The 16,466-nt window shown below is 59.8% G+C and carries 15 protein-coding genes; 10 read left to right on the top strand and 5 right to left on the bottom strand.

Going from position 1 to position 16,466, the window contains the following annotated elements; all coding sequences use genetic code 11:
- Positions 1-18: 18 nt before the first annotated feature.
- The gene (locus tag OPU96_RS02180; protein ID WP_095015928.1) at positions 19-339 is read left to right on the top strand and encodes an ElaB/YgaM/YqjD family protein; all 321 of its coding nucleotides are present in this window, start codon (positions 19-21) and stop codon (positions 337-339) included.
- 34 nt (positions 340-373) lie between these two features.
- On the opposite strand, the gene OPU96_RS02185 is transcribed toward OPU96_RS02180, so the two are convergent.
- Positions 374-1,411 (bottom strand): Ldh family oxidoreductase, encoded by a 1,038-nt coding sequence (locus tag OPU96_RS02185; RefSeq protein WP_192299653.1) that lies wholly within the window; start codon positions 1,409-1,411, stop codon positions 374-376.
- Between the two features lie 194 nt (positions 1,412-1,605).
- Here OPU96_RS02185 and OPU96_RS02190 point away from each other — a divergent pair, with 194 nt between their 5' ends.
- Positions 1,606-6,750 (top strand): dermonecrotic toxin domain-containing protein, encoded by a 5,145-nt coding sequence (locus OPU96_RS02190; protein ID WP_498558573.1) that lies wholly within the window; start codon positions 1,606-1,608, stop codon positions 6,748-6,750.
- Positions 6,751-6,769: 19 nt separating this feature from the next.
- Here OPU96_RS02190 and OPU96_RS02195 read toward each other — a convergent pair whose 3' ends face one another.
- Entirely contained in the window at positions 6,770-7,039 is a 270-nt protein-coding gene (locus tag OPU96_RS02195) for a PepSY domain-containing protein (protein WP_192299655.1), read from the bottom strand.
- 141 nt (positions 7,040-7,180) lie between these two features.
- On the opposite strand from OPU96_RS02195, the gene OPU96_RS02200 reads away from it, so the two are divergent.
- From OPU96_RS02200 to fapF, 7 genes are all read left to right on the top strand, one after another.
- Complete coding sequence (locus tag OPU96_RS02200) at positions 7,181-8,176, top strand: FecR family protein (RefSeq protein ID WP_305392564.1); 996 nt, start codon at positions 7,181-7,183, stop codon at positions 8,174-8,176.
- Positions 8,177-8,503: 327 nt separating this feature from the next.
- On the top strand, positions 8,504-8,962 hold the full coding sequence (fapA, locus tag OPU96_RS02205) for a fibril amyloid chaperone protein FapA (RefSeq protein ID WP_489324765.1): 459 nt from the start codon (positions 8,504-8,506) through the stop codon (positions 8,960-8,962).
- Positions 8,959-9,510 carry a fibril amyloid subunit FapB gene (gene fapB, locus OPU96_RS02210; protein WP_226457148.1) on the top strand — a complete coding sequence of 184 codons (552 nt, stop codon included), beginning with the start codon at positions 8,959-8,961 and terminating at the stop codon, positions 9,508-9,510. Before fapA ends, fapB begins: the two co-directional genes overlap by 4 nt.
- Positions 9,511-9,577: 67 nt before the next feature.
- Positions 9,578-10,327, top strand: coding sequence for an amyloid-like fimbrin subunit FapC (fapC, locus tag OPU96_RS02215; RefSeq protein WP_226457149.1), 750 nt, complete (start codon positions 9,578-9,580; stop codon positions 10,325-10,327).
- A gap of 61 nt (positions 10,328-10,388) precedes the next feature.
- Positions 10,389-11,069 carry a fibril amyloid maturation endopeptidase FapD gene (gene fapD, locus OPU96_RS02220; RefSeq protein WP_226457150.1) on the top strand — a complete coding sequence of 227 codons (681 nt, stop codon included), beginning with the start codon at positions 10,389-10,391 and terminating at the stop codon, positions 11,067-11,069.
- A 39-nt stretch (positions 11,070-11,108) separates the two neighbouring features.
- On the top strand, positions 11,109-11,855 hold the full coding sequence (gene fapE / locus OPU96_RS02225) for a fibril amyloid subunit FapE (protein WP_226457151.1): 747 nt from the start codon (positions 11,109-11,111) through the stop codon (positions 11,853-11,855).
- 48 nt (positions 11,856-11,903) lie between these two features.
- On the top strand, positions 11,904-13,208 hold the full coding sequence (gene fapF / locus OPU96_RS02230) for a fibril amyloid transporter FapF (RefSeq protein WP_192299661.1): 1,305 nt from the start codon (positions 11,904-11,906) through the stop codon (positions 13,206-13,208).
- Positions 13,209-13,272: 64 nt separating this feature from the next.
- Here fapF and OPU96_RS02235 read toward each other — a convergent pair whose 3' ends face one another.
- Positions 13,273-14,598, bottom strand: coding sequence for a sigma-54 dependent transcriptional regulator (locus OPU96_RS02235; RefSeq protein WP_192299662.1), 1,326 nt, complete (start codon positions 14,596-14,598; stop codon positions 13,273-13,275).
- Positions 14,599-14,943: 345 nt separating this feature from the next.
- On the opposite strand from OPU96_RS02235, the gene OPU96_RS02240 reads away from it, so the two are divergent.
- Positions 14,944-15,204 carry a hypothetical protein gene (locus tag OPU96_RS02240; RefSeq protein WP_010210845.1) on the top strand — a complete coding sequence of 87 codons (261 nt, stop codon included), beginning with the start codon at positions 14,944-14,946 and terminating at the stop codon, positions 15,202-15,204.
- Here the strand turns inward: OPU96_RS02240 and OPU96_RS02245 are convergent, their stop codons facing one another.
- A complete protein-coding gene (locus OPU96_RS02245; protein ID WP_498558574.1) occupies positions 15,205-16,011 on the bottom strand; it encodes a hypothetical protein in 807 nt (268 codons plus the stop codon).
- Between the two features lies 1 nt (position 16,012).
- Entirely contained in the window at positions 16,013-16,426 is a 414-nt protein-coding gene (locus OPU96_RS02250) for a hypothetical protein (RefSeq protein WP_498558575.1), read from the bottom strand.
- Positions 16,427-16,466: the final 40 nt, after the last annotated feature.

Here is a 16,466-nt window from a genome sequence, read left to right on the forward strand (position 1 = left end):
CTCGCAAGGAGTCACACAATGGCCCGCAAAACCGCTGCCCAAGCCGTCGAAGACCAAATCAAGGACCAAGCCTTCAGCGAACTGACCGCGCTGATCGAAGAATCGGACAAACTGCTCAAAAGCAGCGCATCCCTGGTGGGCGAAGAAGGCGAAACCCTGCGCGAGCAGGTTGCCATCAAGCTCAAGCAGGCGCTGGACTCGGTGTCCAGCGTGCGTGAACGCAGCAAGCCGGTGGTCGATGCCACCGAAACCTACATCGGTGGCCACCCTTGGCAGACCGTGGCCATTTCCGCAGGCTTTGGCCTGGTGGTCGGCCTGTTGCTCGGTCGCCGCAACTGAGTACGCCGGGCTGCGCCACTGGCGCAGCCCGCTTTCACGCTTCGGCCAGCGCCTGCAACTCGTGCAATTGCTGCGCCTCGATCTCGATCCCCTGCTCCAGCGACTTCGCCCGCGTGCGATGGCGCCGATCCCCCGGCAACCGCCGCAACCCCGCCGCATGCATCTGCCGCACCAGTTCCTGGCTGCGCTCGGCGAACGCCTGGCCGCTGGTTTTGCTCGGATCGATCACGATCAACAGTTGGCCGGTCCAGGGCGTACGTGCGCCGGGGTGATCGGACCAATCGAACTCGAAGGAAAAATTGCCGCCGGTCAACGCTGCCGCGAGCAACTCCACCATCATCGACAACGCCGAGCCCTTGTGGCCACCGAACGGCAGCAAGGCGCCCCCTTCAAGAATGGCTCTGGGGTCCTGGGTCGGCTGGCCAAGGCCATCCACGCCCATGCCCGGCGGCAGGCGTTCGCCCTTGCGTGCGGCGATCTGCACGTCGCCATGGGCGATCGCACTGGTGGCCAGGTCGAACACAATCGGCAGACCGTCGGCACGCGGCGCGGCAAAGGCGATGGGGTTGGTGCCGAACAGCGGACGGTCGGCGCCGTGGGGCACCACGCAGGTCATGCTGTTGACCACGCTCAATGCCACCAGGCCTTCTTCGGCGAACGGTTCGACGTCCGGCCACAAGGCCGCAAAGTGATGGGAGTTATGAATCGCCAGCAACGCGATCCCGGCACTGCGGGCCTTCGCCACCAGCAGTGCCCTCGCCGCTTCCAGCGCCGGCTGGGCAAACCCGTTGCCGGCGTCGACCCTGACAAACCCCGAGGCCACATCGGTAACGACGGGCTCGGCCTTGCCGTTCACCCAGCCGCTGGCCAGGGTACTGAGGTAGCCGGGGATACGGAAAATGCCGTGGCTGTGCGCGCCGTCGCGCTCGGCCATCGCGCAGTTGTGCGCCAGCACGGCCGCCACGTGGGGCGAGGTGCCATGGCGTTCGAAAATGCGTTGCAGCAGTGCCACCAGGTCGGTGAAGCGGATACGAGCATGGGAACTGCCAAGTTGCGAGGACTGCGCAGACATCTGTAGCTCCGATTTTATGATTGGAAGGGGCGACAAGACTGGAAACCCAGGCCTGGGATTAAACAACGCCGACAGCACAGGCTGTCAATCGCCGTTTGATAACCCATCGGGATTTGCAGCAGTTATCTACCGCCGTATGCCAAGCCGAGGCTCCTACCCTGCCGCTCCAGACGCTGACCGACACGGAGCAAACGATGGCGCGCGTAACCCCACCCTATTTTTTCAACGAGTTCCTGCAGCCAGTCAGGAGGAAACAGCCAACCGAGCGCGAACAAGCCCTGGGTTTGACACTCAACGACCTCGACTGGCTGCACACGCTGTACTACGCCACCGATCACGCCCGCCAGAACACCGAACTGCGCAAGTACCCCATGCAAGTGGAGAAATTGCAGGTCAGCATGAAGGACCAGCCCGCGCTCCCACTGGCCGGGGCATTCATCATGAGCCCCAGCCCCGATGGCCAGAAGGCATTGCTGTACACGCCCTATGGTGGGATTGAGGTGTTCGACAGCCGCGACGAGCTACTTGCAGAGTTAAACAAACGCATCAATATACAAAGCCAACGTACTGATTTAATTATTTTTTTATCAATATCTCAGCGTGCCAAATTCACCCCAGACCAGCCCTGCACCCTGACATCTTCGATCATCGACGGCGCCGTCATGCAGGATCAGGAGCATACCCTGCAGGCCTGCCAGCATCAGAATGCGCAGGACATGCTGGCGCAATTGCGCACCACGCCAACCCTGTCATGGATGCTCGATACGCTGCTCGGCATCATGGCGCGCTCGTACTTCTCCGGCCTGGATCAGCGCGATACACGCGTCAACACACGCCACCAAGACGCTTCGCAGTGGACCAGTTCTGTCCCTTTGAGTGAGGTGTTGTTGCAGTTCTACCTCAAGCAGGCGTGGCCCGGCAGCCAAACGCGCACATTCACCAACCCACGGCATGACACTCGCGCCTTCACCGCCGCGCAGCTGGCAGCCGATCAGCGGCAGTGGGAAAGCCTGATCGAACAAACCGCCGGGATTCTGTCCAAACTGCTGAGCAGCCTGTTGCTGACGTGGTGGAATGAAGACATCGGCGGCGGCCGCTCACGGCTGGGGCTGTTTGCCCAGGTGATGAGTGACAAGTTCCGCGTCGACCTGCTGCTCAAGCGCCAGAACGGCATCCTGTCGGCCGAGGAAAGCCACCAACTGCTCGCCACCTTTCTTCCGGACCAGGCTGAACGCAGCGCCTGGCACGCACACCTGAACATCGACAAGGTGAAGATCCACGCGCCTTATCAACATTACGTGGAACTGGCTGCCACGTTGTTGATCAATGACACCCACGCCTACCTGTACACCCAGTCGCGCGGGTTGCAGCTGCTCAAGGACCTCGCCGACCTCAACGATACGCTGCTCGAGATGCTCAAGGCCGCCGGGCATCAGGATGAACTGCTCAACTTTCTGTCGCTGGACGAACGCAGCGTGTACATCGGCATGGATCAAGTGCAGATCAGCGGCGTGCCGGTACTCGCAGACGTGTTCGGCGAAATGGTTCAGGACATCGCCGCCAAACAATTGAGCAACCTGGAGCACGCCCTCGCGGTATATCGACGCAGTGAAGGGGCGGTGGACCTGGCGGCGTTGCTCGACTGTGCGCTGGACCTGCGCCACATGCTCGACAGTCGCTTGCTGGCGCTGGACGCGCAGGGACGCTGGAGCGCACATCCTGTCTCCAGCGACAACGGCCGCCCTTCCACGGTGCAAGCCGAACGTGCCAAACAACAGTTGCTCACTTTGCGCGCCGCCGACGCGGCACTGGCGATGCGCCGGCGCGAGCACCCCACGTTACGCACGCTGGCGACACAGGCGTTGGACAAAGAGTTAGACGAGCGCTCGCTGGCCTTGCACGCCGATGACGTCTACGTGAACACCTACGCCACCGAAGCCCGGCAAAAGGAAGACCGCAAGCCCCTGACCTCTGTGAGCATGGTCGATCACTTTATCCAGCGTTTGAGTCATGCAGCCCCACCTGTGGAAGAGACGCCGCAGTTAGGGTTCTATGGCAAACACCGCGCCGGCTTCTCCAGCCGCTGGAACAGCTTGAACGGTACAACCTTCAATGCGGTGATCGAACAGACCCTGGCGCCGTTCAGCAATCACGACATCCGCATGCTGCCGCGCCTGTTCCTGCGAAGCCATCAGGATGCCTTGAACGACGCGCTGATGCTGGGCTTGCGCAGTGAAGCCGAGCTGCGGCTGCTGAACAAAACCCTGAGCCCGGCGAGCCAGGCGATTGTCGACACGGTGTTGCGCCCCGATAGCATGACCCGCGTCAAACGGCACGGCCTCAAGGGCTTTCTGCCGGATGCGTTTGGCTTGACCCTCAAGGTCGGCACCGACGAGCGTGCGCACGCCCTGGCCAACTGCTTTGTACTCACGGAACGCGGTGGCCTGGACCCGGACCATTCGGGGCAAGCCGTGCTCTGGACCCCGCAACTGGGACATGAAGCGTTCGTATCGGTGCAGGCCCTGCGCGACAGTCTCGCGGTGCGCCTGTCAACCGCCGATGACCGTTTGATGCTGCTGGATAACCTGCCGATCGGCCTGCGCTGGCCTCATCAAACCTTCCAGCTCGGCCCGCTGCAACGTATCGACGAACACTTCCTGGACAATCGCCAGCAGAGCTACCTCGATTACAGCCTCAACGCCATCGACTACTGGCTCGCCGCGCCGCTGGGGCCCCGACAGTTACAGGACTGCCTGGACAACCAAATGCTGCGTGCAGCACCTTCCAACCTGGGCCGCGCCACCGACATCGCCCGTGCGATGGTTCTGCAACAAGCATTGCCCGTCTGGCTGGGCATGGCGTCAGCCCAGGAGCAACTGCGGCATGCCGAGCTGCTTGAGCAATACCGCCTCAGTGCCCCCGATGACCGGGATTACCTGCACGCCCTGCCGCCCCTGCGCGACCACGTCGCCAGCGCCTTGCGCGCCCTGCTCAACGCTCGGTTTGACGGCTTCGGGCTGGACCCGGATGACATCCTGATCCCCACGCGAGTCATGCTCAACGGCCATAGCCAGAGCCTCACCGATTTTGCCCAACGCCATCTGCCAAACCTGCTGGCCGACACGCTCAAACCGTTTTCGCGCACCCGTACACCCCTGCCCCCGACCCTGGACGGTGCGGCGCTGGTGCAGTTGATTCGCCAGTTGGACATCGCCAAGACTTACCGCGCCTTGCTCGATACCCACCTGAGCGCAGACACCGAAGATGCCCGTAAGCGCAAAGCGTTGTTCTGCCAGCAGCTACCGTGGCAGCTGTTGAGCCATGCCCACGAAGAAAAACTCGAAGAACGCTTGAGTGCGACGGCCTGGAGCTTTGTGCAACAGGTCTTTGATATGCCGGATGCCATAGCACGGGCGAGTGTCAGCGGGGTGACCGCGATGATTCGGCCACTGGAACTGGTGGCCACGCCTGGCGCGACGCCGGCCAGGGCCCGGGGCATTTACCTGATCGGCCCACACACCGGGGCCTCCGGGCCCCAGGTGCTGTACGCCCCCTACTGCCCGACGCAGACATTGACAGAGTTCCCCCGCGAGGAGGACCTGCTCGACCAACTCAACCGTCCGGGACCTTTGCAGGACTGGGTAATTCGCCAACTGGACGATCCCCAGCGCGCCACCTATCGGCATTTGATGCAGGCGCACGCGCGCAGCCCTTCCAGCGATCTGGGCCTGGCCTCGTCGCCGGTGCGCGGCAACCTGCTGCCGCTGCTGTTCGATGACAACACGCAACAGCTGGCAAGAATGCTTGGCAGCCAATTTGACCCCAACGGCAAGAGTGCCTGGGACGCTGTCACCAGCCTGTTCGGCAAGGGTATACCCATGGCCCTGCAATTTATCAGCGGCAAGCTTCAGTACCCGCTTGCGGTGTGGCGCAGCTACAAGCTGTTCAAGGCGTCAGCGGAAAGCTTGCAAAACCAACGCTGGGCCGAAGGCATGAGACCCTTCATCCAGGGCGTGGCGACCCTGGCCTCACTGCGCAGTCGCCTCGACCAGCCGTTCAAGCCACGCCATACTCCCGCCGGCCCCGCGCCCGAGATGCCGGATGAAGCCGGCCCTGGCGCAGCAACCACCCTGGAGACCCTGGACATCACCGACCCTTTGCGCACCCGATTGCGGCACTTTGAAAATGTCGATATTTCACTGATAGACCTGCAACGTCGCGCCCCGCAGCAACCGTACTCGCACCCTGTGAGCAAGCGAACCTACGTACCAGTGGCGGGCAAGGTGTACCCGGTGACGAAAGCCGGCGCGCGTTGGCGGATTGTCCTCGACGAAGAAATAGGCCCGTATGTCGAACGCAACGCACGAGGTGAATGGGTGTTCGACCTATCCCAACACCATCCACGCCTCGGCCCGACGTTGTCGCGTTACATCGGCCGCAGGCAAACCCGTTCGGCTGAGCGCGATGCCATCAATATCGAGGCCGTCGGGCTACCGGCCATCACCGCGCTCTCGCCGTGGAAGGCCCAGTGCATCAACGAAGGCCTCAACGTCGCGACGTATTACGCGGTGACCTGCAAGCGCAATATCGTGCAGTTCGCCACGGACCCTAAACCGGGCTCGCGCGTCGGCTTGTTCCTGACCGAGATGTTCGGGGTGCTGAGCTTCAGCCCCTCGCAACTGCAAAAAATCGAGCAGCGCGTGGACGAGATACTCGATGCGCTGGTAGACCCGACCCTGACCAACCTCGACTCAGGTCGATTTGTCACCGGCACCGCACGCTGGAGCCCACGGGACACCTACGCATTCACCCTGCCAGATGATGTGCAGAAAAAAATCTACCTGCTGGATCGCTTTTTCGACCCGCAGATGGACGTGTATGAGAACCGCTTGAAAACACCATTCAACATCTCTGCCCACGCCCGCGCGACGATCATCATGCATGAGATCTCGCACTTCAAATGCAACACCGAAGACCTGGCCTACCTGGACAGCATGCGTCCGTTCCACGACCTGATCAACGTCGGTACCCTGCACGGCCAGTTGCTGTACACCGACCTGTCGGACTTGCGCACCACCGCCTTGTCGACGCTGACGCCAGCGAGCCTGTTATTCAAGACCTGGGACAGTCTGTCGCAACGCTGGGAAGACCTGGGTCGATTTGGCGGGGTGCACGGGCGCGACCGGGTGTTCAAACTGACCGGCGCGAAGACGCTGGATGATGCGCGGCATATCTTCATGAGTGACGCGGACAAGCGTATCGATACGATCCTGGCCAATGCCGATTCGCTGACGTACCTGATCAGTCACTTGGGGCGCGAGTTGGATCAGGGGGCCTGAAACGGCCCCCTGGAGGGCGTCAGTCTTTCTGGTCGCGCAGGATATTGCCGGAGGCGCCATCGATGCGCGCTTCATAGACGGTGCCATCGGATTTGCGGCCTTTGACTTCCCAGTAGCCATTGTCATCGGCTTCGGCCGCATAGACCTCGATATAACCGGCCTTTGTCTTGGCGACTTCGATCGCCTTTTCAATCGGGATCCAGCCCGCCCCCGGCTTGTCCGCCAAGGCGGCGCCAGCGCTGAGCAGCGCGGAGGTTGCACACAGGGCGACTAAGGTTTTCTTCAGCATATTCGTTCTCCATTGTAAGAATGTCCTGAGATTTTTAGGCAGCCACAAACGAGAATAAGTTCCAATTGGCGTGCAATCACCATGATGGCAGTTCTCGGCCCATGCCTGGGAGGTTAGAATGTGGGAAATCAGGACGTTTAAATGACAGAAAAGTCTCTTTCAGAAGCCGAATATGACGCGATCACCGACGCCGCCGCGCATTGGTGCATGCGTTTGCACGCGCACGATTGCACGCCCGCCGAGCGTCAGGCTTTTGAACAGTGGCACGATGCTGATCCGCTGCACGCCTTTGAATACGCGGCCATGCTGGAGATCTGGGACGTTGCCGACCACCTGCCGCGCAACGAAGCCTTGGCAGCGGTAGTGCCGTTCAAGCCCCGCAGGCGTCTGCGCCAGTACGCGATAGCCGCGGCAATCTGCCTGGCGGCGCTGCCCGTGGCGGCGTTCACCGGCTGGGAAGCCGGCTGGCTGCCGAGTTCCTACGAACGCTTCGAGGCGTCCACCGGCTTGCGCCAAGTGACCTTGGGTGACGGCAGCCAGGTGGAGTTGAACCTGGGCACCGAGCTGGTCTTCAGCAATTACAAGGATCAGCGCCGGGTCGTCCTGAAAAAAGGCGAGGCGTTTTTCAAGGTCAGCCATGACAGCACCCATCCATTCATCGTACGCGCTGGCGAAGGTCAGGTACGCGTAACCGGCACGCAGTTCAACGTCTGGAAGTACGAAGATCAGGTGCGGGTGATGCTACTCGAAGGCTCGGTACAGATCGCCAGCGATCAGGTGCACGGCAGCGTACCGCTGACGCCGGGCATGCAGGCCAGTTATCGCCTGGGCGACGCGACACCGCAGGTCCAGGCGTTCAACGCCAATGACACGGCCCTGGCCTGGCGCCAGGGCAAGCTGGTGCTCGACAACCTGGCGTTGGCCGACGCGTTGCCGCTGATCAACCGCTACCTCAACAAGGCGGTGATGCTGGCCGATGCCAACACTGGCGCGATCCGCATCGGCGGTATCTACAACATCAATGAAGTCAACAATCTCATCCCCTCGCTGCCCAAGGTCCTGCCGGTCTACCTGACCCAGAACCAGGACGGCAATCCCGTACTCAATTCCATCCCGCGTAAAGCGCCGAAAGGCTGAGCCCTGCCTGCAGGACCGGGCGCCCTTGCGTCTGCAGTGTCCATTTTTGAAACACCTCCCTGCCCTGAACCGCCCATGCAGCGCGGATTCACGGTTTTGTCATGTGTGCTGTTACAGCGCTGATACAGCTGGGTGAAACGTTTACGGTGTGGCCGGCGGTGGGCACCTGGCGGGCAGGTGTCTCATCCGTGAAACAGCGCCGATAGCACTTTGCTGCGTGAAATACGCAAGCCATTGAATAACAACAACAATTAAAAAGCGGCACGCCTTCTGCTCTATCCCTTACAGCGCTGTTTAGGGTCAGCGCGAAGAACAAGGAATATCGCCGTGATCACATTCACTCAAGGTTCGATGAACGTTCTGCTGATCAGCTGCGTACTCAGCGTTGGTATCAGTGTTCCGAGCTATGCGGGTGACGGTGTGATCGTGACCGGCCGCGATGTCCAGGCGCACATGTATGGCCGCGCGTCCTTCGGGCCCGATCCTTATCCCAACACGGCGAATGCCAATCCCAGCAAAGACATTCTGAACGCCATGTCCGGCGAATTGACTGACCGTGACTTTGGCGGCGTCAACAGCGGCTTGGGCATCACTCGCACGGCACTGCAGCCAACCGGCAATTTCTCCGGTGTCAGTGCGACGCAGAACAGCATGTCCACCCTCGGCGCCGGCGCTTCCTCCGGCCACGGCTCGGGCAGCAGCATGGGCGGGCAGATCAGCGATTCGATCCAGCGCGGCATGGCGCCCTTGAACAATCTCGGCAACATGCTGGGGGGCAAACAATGAACCGTTCCCTGCTCCTTCTCGCGCTGCTGGGCAGTGCCTGCGCCATGGCCGACAACAGCGCCGTGATCAACAACAGCGGCACTGACTACACCGGCAATTTATCGGTCAACCAAGCGGCCGGTAATCAGCAGCAACAGGCCAACAACCGGGCGATCACGCTCGGTGGCCAGGCCAGCACACTCAATATCCAGAGAATGGATGGCAGTGTTGACCCGTCCACGAACGCCAAGGCGGCGATTCAGGGCAACTCTTTTACCAACGGCAACGGTGTACTGGGCGTCAACCAGTCGGCCGGGGCCAATAACCAACAAGTCAATGCCGTGCGGATCAGCGTAAACCCTGCCCCGCAAAGCATCGACGACAGCGTCCTGGTGCAACAGAACACCACGACGCTGGCGACCGACTCAGGGCTCACCCCCACCACTGGCAGCCGCCAGGTCGTGACAAGCGACCAGGCCTTCACCGGCAGCCGAGGAGTGATACAGGTGAACCAGAGTGCCGGGGTGGGGAACCGAGTGGCTAACACCCTGGGCATCACTATCAAGTAACTGCTTGATAGCACTAGTTAGACCGTACCAACACTTAACCAACTAATTAGAAGCAAGGAGAAACACCATGAAACCTCAAATGGCTCTGAAACCAATGGTTTTCGCTCTCGCCGCACTGATGGCAGCAGCTGCTCAAGCAGGTGGTGGTGGCTGGCACCCAGCTCCGCAACCCACTGGCGTGGTTGCCTCCGTGGTGACCGATGTGCAAAACAGCATCGGTAACAAGTTTGACGACACCAAGACCGAAAACAACGCCTCTGCCGATAACTCGGTAAACGACAACAGCGGTAACACCGGGGTTAACGTCCAGGCTGGCAGCGGCAACCAAGCAGACAACTCTGGCGCGATCTCCAGTGCCAAAGGCGACTTTGCCACCGTGTTCGCTGTAGTCGATGTGAACCAAAACAGCGGGTTGAACAACTTCGTCAACAAAGGCACGCAAAACAACACCTCGCTGGACAACGCCGTTAACCATAACTCCGGCAACGTGGGCTACAACGGTCAGTCCGGCCAAGGCAACCAAGGCAAAAACAACCTGGCAATCACCACGGCTGATGGCAAAAACATCGCTGCAGCTGCCAACACCGAGCAAAACTCGCTCGGCAACAACTACCTGAATGCTGCCGCTACCAGCCACGGGTACGGTTGGGGCAACAAGGCTCAATACGTATCTAACAACTCCAGTGCCGACAACTCGATCAACCGCAACTCCGGCAACGTGGGTGTGAACCTGCAATCGGGTTCGGGTAACCAAGGCAGCAACAGCCTGTCTGTTGGCCAAGGTTGCAGCGTCTGCCAAAGCGGCGTGCGCTTCTGATGCAACGGGGCCTTGGAAACAAGGCCCTTTTTTATTCCAGTGTCCAACAGGTCATACGATCATGCGCCTCGCGACCCTCAGCCTCCTGATGTTGCTCACCGGCCCGGCCTGGGCAGGCAACATGGCGATTTCCGCCATGCCTGGCGGTGCAGTCATCTTCAAGAAGGTCGAGAGCATCCGTGAGCGCCGGTTCGCCAACCTGGTGGAACAGAAAACCGATTTCAGCTGCGGTGCCGCGGCACTCGCCACCATCCTGCGCCAGGGCTATTGGCTCGACGTAGACGAAGATCACGTCATCAAAGGCATGTTGGTCAACGCCGACCAGGATCTGGTCCGTACCCAGGGCTTTTCGATGCTGGACATGAAGCGCTACCTCGAAAGCATCGGCATGCGTGCGCGGGGCTACAAAATTGCACCAGAGACCCTGGTGACCGTGAAGATCCCCGTGGTGGTCCTGCTGGAAATTCGTGGCTACAAGCACTTTGTGGTGATGCAGCGGGCCGACAAGGACTGGGTCTACATCGGCGACCCGGTACTGGGCCACAAACGCTACTCACACGACGACTTCGTCAAAGGCTGGAACGGCATCGTCTTCGCCGTACTGGGCGAAGGTTACGACAAGGCCAACGTCTTGCTCGACCCGCCCCTGCCGCTGACCGCCAAGAACCAGTTGAATGAGTTCAGGCCTGTCGGCGACGCCGAGCTGATGGACTTCGGTTTCATCCAAAGCGACTTCTTTTAACGAAGCGCAATAAGGAGCAGGACGCTCCAGGAGCAAAAGATGAACACTTACCGTTGGCTGACGGTCATGTGCCTGGCAGCCTCAATGCCCGCTTATGCTTCATCGGCGTTCAAGCCTATTGAACTCAAGGATTCGGAGATGTCCGAACTTCGCGGCCGTTATGTGATGCCAGGGCGAATCATCAGCTTTGGCATTGTCATGAGCAGCACCTGGACCAACGCCATCGGTGACACCATCACCGGCAAGGCCAGCATGCAGATCGACAAAACCACCATTACCCCGCAATTTTATGTGCAAACCACTGGCTCGTCTGGCACTGGTACCAACCAGAACACCGGCACCGGCACGGTAACCGGCGGCGCTGGCCTGGGCAGCGGCCAAGGCGTGACGCAGAGCGTACGCTCGGCAGGTGATGGCAACACCGCCTACAACAACGTCGGCATCACTATCAGCGACAACGGCTTCGCCCCCGCCAACATGGCGCAATCCGGGCAAGTACTGGCGGCGGGCGGCACGGTGACAGGGGCCAGTGCAGCCGGTCAGGTGAGCGTCTCGGCCAACAATGGCGGCTTGCAGATGGCGATCCAGGCCAATCACAACCAGGGCAACAGCCTCCAGAGTATTGGTGGCGGCACTGTGCTGCAAGGCACGGTACTGACCGGCAATACCAACTTCGTCAATAACATGACCCAACTTAACGTCGTGATGAACAATAACAGCCTGAACAACCCAGCCTTGAACTGCAATCTTGAACAACTCAAAGGCCTACGCACGCTCGGTTATTGAACTACGCTGACCCTCGACACTTTAGCATTCAGAAAGGACGGCTTTTTCATGCATCGATCGTTATCGCTACGTGCGGTGGTCTGCTTAAGTACGCTCTTGCCCGCATCCGTTTTGTATGCAGCGCCAGATGCCGATATCGAGACCCTCAAACAGGAGCTTCTGCAACTTAAACAGCGGTACGAAGTGCAACAAAAAGCCTTGGCCGTGCTCGAACAGCGCGTACGCCAAGTGGAGGATCAGCCGGCCACACCGGCACCGAGGCGCCTGGCCAAGTCCCCCGCGGACTTCCAGAAAGCCAGCGGCGCTACCGTGGCAGGCACGGGCGCGGCAGCCGCATCCGGTGGCGCGGGCGGCGGTGGCAGTTCCTATGGCCAGTCGCTCAAGGACGATTCGGCGCCCGCACAAAGTGTGAGCAACCTCTACAACGAAGCCAGTGGCTTCTTTGGCAATGGCAAGTTCAGCTTTGAAACCGGTGTCACCTATGCACGTTACGATGCGCGCCAGTTGACCCTCAACGGTTTCCTGGCGCTGGACTCGATCTTCCTCGGCAATATCAACCTGGACCGGATCAAGGCCGACAACTGGACGCTGGACCTGACCGGGCGCTACAACGTCGACAACCGTTGGCAGTTCGACATAAACGTACCTGTGGTGTACCGCGAGTCGACTTATCAGTCGGCCGGCGCCGGCAACAATGCCACCGCCACGTCGGAAGAGTCGGTGACCCGCGACCCAACCATCGGTGACGTCAACTTTGGCGTGGCCTACAAATTCCTCGACGAAACGCCCAGCCTGCCGGATGCGGTGGTGTCGTTGCGGGTCAAGGCGCCTACGGGCAAAGAGCCGTTCGGGATCAAGCTGGTCAAGTCGGCCAACAACGACAACCTGTATGTGCCGGAGAACCTGCCGACGGGTAACGGTGTCTGGTCGGTTACGCCGGGCATTTCCCTGGTCAAGACCTTCGACCCAGCCGTGTTGTTTGGCTCGTTGTCCTACACCCACAACTTCCAGGGCTCGTTTGACGACATCAGCAGTGACGTCAATCAGAAAGTCGGCGGCAAGGTCAGCCTTGGCGACAGCTTCCAGCTCGGGGTTGGCGTAGCGTTTGCGTTGAACGAGAAGATGAGTATGTCGTTCTCGGTCTCCGACCTGATCCAGCGCAAGAGCAGGCTCAAGCCCAACGGTGGAGACTGGCAGTCGGTAGTGTCCAGCGATGCCAACGCCGGCTACTTCAACGTGGGGATGACGATTGCCGCGTCGGATAACCTGACGATCGTGCCGAACCTGGCGATCGGCATGACGGATGATGCACCGGACTTTACGTTCAGCCTGAAATTCCCGTATTACTTCTGACCGCTCACGACAAAAAAAGCCCCGCAACGATAAGGGTCGTTGCGGGGCTTTTCGTTTACCCGCCCTAGCGGATCTGGTGTTTGTGCAGCAACCGGTAGAACGTCGGCCGGGAAACCCCCAGCACACGGGCGGCGACACTCAGGTTGTCGCTGTGCCGGTTGAGCACATCGCACAGCGCCTGATGTTCGGCGCGGTGCTTGTAGTCCTCCAGTGTAGCCATCGGTGAAACAATTGCCTGCTCGCTTTGCAATCCCAGATCAGCGGCTTCGATCTGGCGCCCTTCGGCCAGTACCAGGCCGCGTCGCACGCGGTTGGCCAACTCGCGCACATTGCCCGGCCATGGGTGCTGGCCCAGTGCGACCAATGCGTTTTCGCTGAAGCTGCGCGGGCGGCGTCCGGTTTCCTGGCTGTAGAACCGGGAAAAATGGTTGGCCAGCATCGGCACATCACCGTGGCGCTCGCGCAACGGCGCGGTCACCACTTGCAGAACGTTGAGCCGGTAATACAAGTCTTCGCGAAAAGTGCCCTTCTCCACCGCCGCCTCCAGGTCGACGTGGGTCGCGGCCAAGACCCGCACATCCACGGGGATGGGCTGGCTGCCGCCGACACGTTCGATCTGTTTTTCCTGGAGAAAACGCAGCAGGTTGGCTTGCAGCTCCATCGGCAAATCACCGATCTCATCGAGAAACAGCGTGCCGCCATTCGCCGCTTCGATGCGCCCGACCTTGCGTTGATGGGCGCCGGTGAACGCACCTTTCTCGTGCCCGAACAACTCGGACTGGATCAGGTGCTCCGGGATCGCCCCGCAATTTATCGCGACAAACGGTTTGGCGTGGCGTTGGGATTGACGGTGCAGGGTCTTGGCCGCGAGTTCCTTGCCTGTGCCGCTATCGCCGCGGATCAGCACCGGAGACTCCGTGGGCGCCAGCTTGGCGAGCAATTTGCGCAACTCGCGTATGGGACGGCTGTCACCCAGCAGCTCATGTTCAGGCCCGTCCACCGGGGTGGTGGCCTGACCACGCAACCGCGCCATGCCAAACGCGCGCCCCAGCGTGACCTGCACCCGGGCCACGTCGAAAGGCAAGGTATGGAAGTCGAAAAACCATTCGCAGACAAAATCACCGACGTTTTGCAGGCGCAGCACGTCCTGGCTGAGCACGGCGATCCATTCAGTGCCGCTGCGACTGATCAGCTCCTTGACTGCCTCGGGCCGCTCCAGGTGATAAGGCTGCAAACGCAGCAAGCCGACATCACACGAGCGGTCTCCGACGGCTTCCAGGGCACAGCTGTCGACCTCCCACCCGGCCGTTCGTAAACCGGGCAACAACCCATGACAATCCTCACAAGGGTCAACCACCAGCAAGCGACGTTGCACAGGTGTAACAACCATGACTATTCCTTGACGCCAAAATTGTTAAAGTTATTTAGAAACAATGGTTTGTGGCTTCTGATAGCAACAGTAGCAAGATATTGACGCACACCTTGTACCGTTTCGCTATAAGTGTTGGCAAAAAGCCAGCTCCCAACGCCAACGGCTAAAAAGTTACCATCCCGGAAAACTTTCATTGGGCTTTCAAAACAGCCGCTTACATGACACTCATCACGAAAGTTGGATTTTTCTTACACTAACATGTGACCCGTACCCCGCCATCGTGCATCAGTACAAGTAACTCGCCGTACGGCCCGCCCAACCGACGGCACTCCACTTGATTGGGCATTTAGAGAGACGACCCACATGAACGCCCCGCTCCGCATCAACGAAGCTCTTTTGATCGCAGACCGTGCCTTCCAACCCTTTCAATGCGTGGCCTGGCATGACGGCAATGGCGCCCTCAGCCTGAGCGTCATCGACCGCACCAACACGCGTATCGGCAGCAAGCAACTGTCGTCCAGCGCCTATACCGACCCGGCGCAACTGGAAGACCTGCTGTTGCAAGCCCGCGCCGAACTCGACAAAAGTGGCTATCAGCTTCAGTCCTGGGCCATGCCGAAGTAATTACTGGTCGGCGGGGTTGACGTCCTCGCCAAAGAACACCGTTTCGGCAACTTCTCGATCAATGTTGGAACGTAAAACATTGATCAGAAGCTGGTTGTTCGAGGTGCGTTGTTTCAACTTGTGGTAGCTGGCATTTCGATCAGCATATCGAAGTAGCAGTCCTCGGGAAAAGTGGTAACCAATGTTGCGCGCACTCTGATCTTCATAGAAAAAACGTGCAAACCAGAGTTCGCGCCCTGAGGAACGCTCCCGCACCACAAATGGGCGAATCAACGGGTCATGGCTGTCCAGTTCCACCACGTCGATCAACCACGCCTTGTACAACGTCAAAAGGCCCTCCGATGTGGGGGCCCCGTGAAGGATCATGCGATTACGGGCCAGCGACGCCTGCTCCTGAAAGCGTATGACTTCGTCATACAGGGCACTGGGTGTGTTTTTGAAAAACTCCAGTAGTTCCTGATGCTTCGGCGAGGCAGCAGGTACTTTCAGTGCATCGATCAGCAAATCTCGTTGCCGGACCATCTTGTTCGCATAGTTCAACCACTCTCTGCGCACCAGCCGTGGTGAGAACCGAGCGAATGCCTCCATCTGGAGGAGCTGGGTAAACTGGTTTCCCGCGCCGCGCCACAAGCGATTGGCTTCACCGCCGATATTCGCCAGTTGCTCATGGGCAGCAAGCTCATCCGCAGCCTTCACAAGCGGTGCAGGCACTTCCCGCCACATCGGTTCCTCCTGCGTACCTTGCTGCTTGAAAGGCCAGATACTGCGGTGGTCAAAGGGTTCAAGCACGTCGACATAGGCTTGCACTTCACCCTCCTCCACGACACTGCGACGGTTGCCTATCACCCCACAGAAAGCGCGCCGTGCCGTGGGTGCCTGATTCCATCCAATAGTTGACCAATGCCTCTTGATAGCGCTCGAGCAACTGCGGGCCACGATCATTGATCAAGGCTTCCACGTCACTGCTTTTGACATGCAGTGGAAGCGATGAATTCGGCTGCGCACTTTGTGCCAGGAACGTCCCGTCGGAATAGTCGACGAATGTCCCGGTGGCACATCGTTCGATCAACGCATCGACCAATGTCAGGCTGTTGTGGCCGGCCAGCTTGAAGGCCTTGCCGTCAAAGATGTAGACCGGCTCCATCAGCACCGGGTGAGACGGGTTGATAACCAACCACCGATATTGATTGCCCAAGCTTTGCTGCAAGACGGCAATTGCCACTTCTTGCAGCGTGGGGCAGGAAAGAAAATGGCGCCTGATT

Source organism: Pseudomonas sp. RP-B7 (assembly GCF_059803535.1).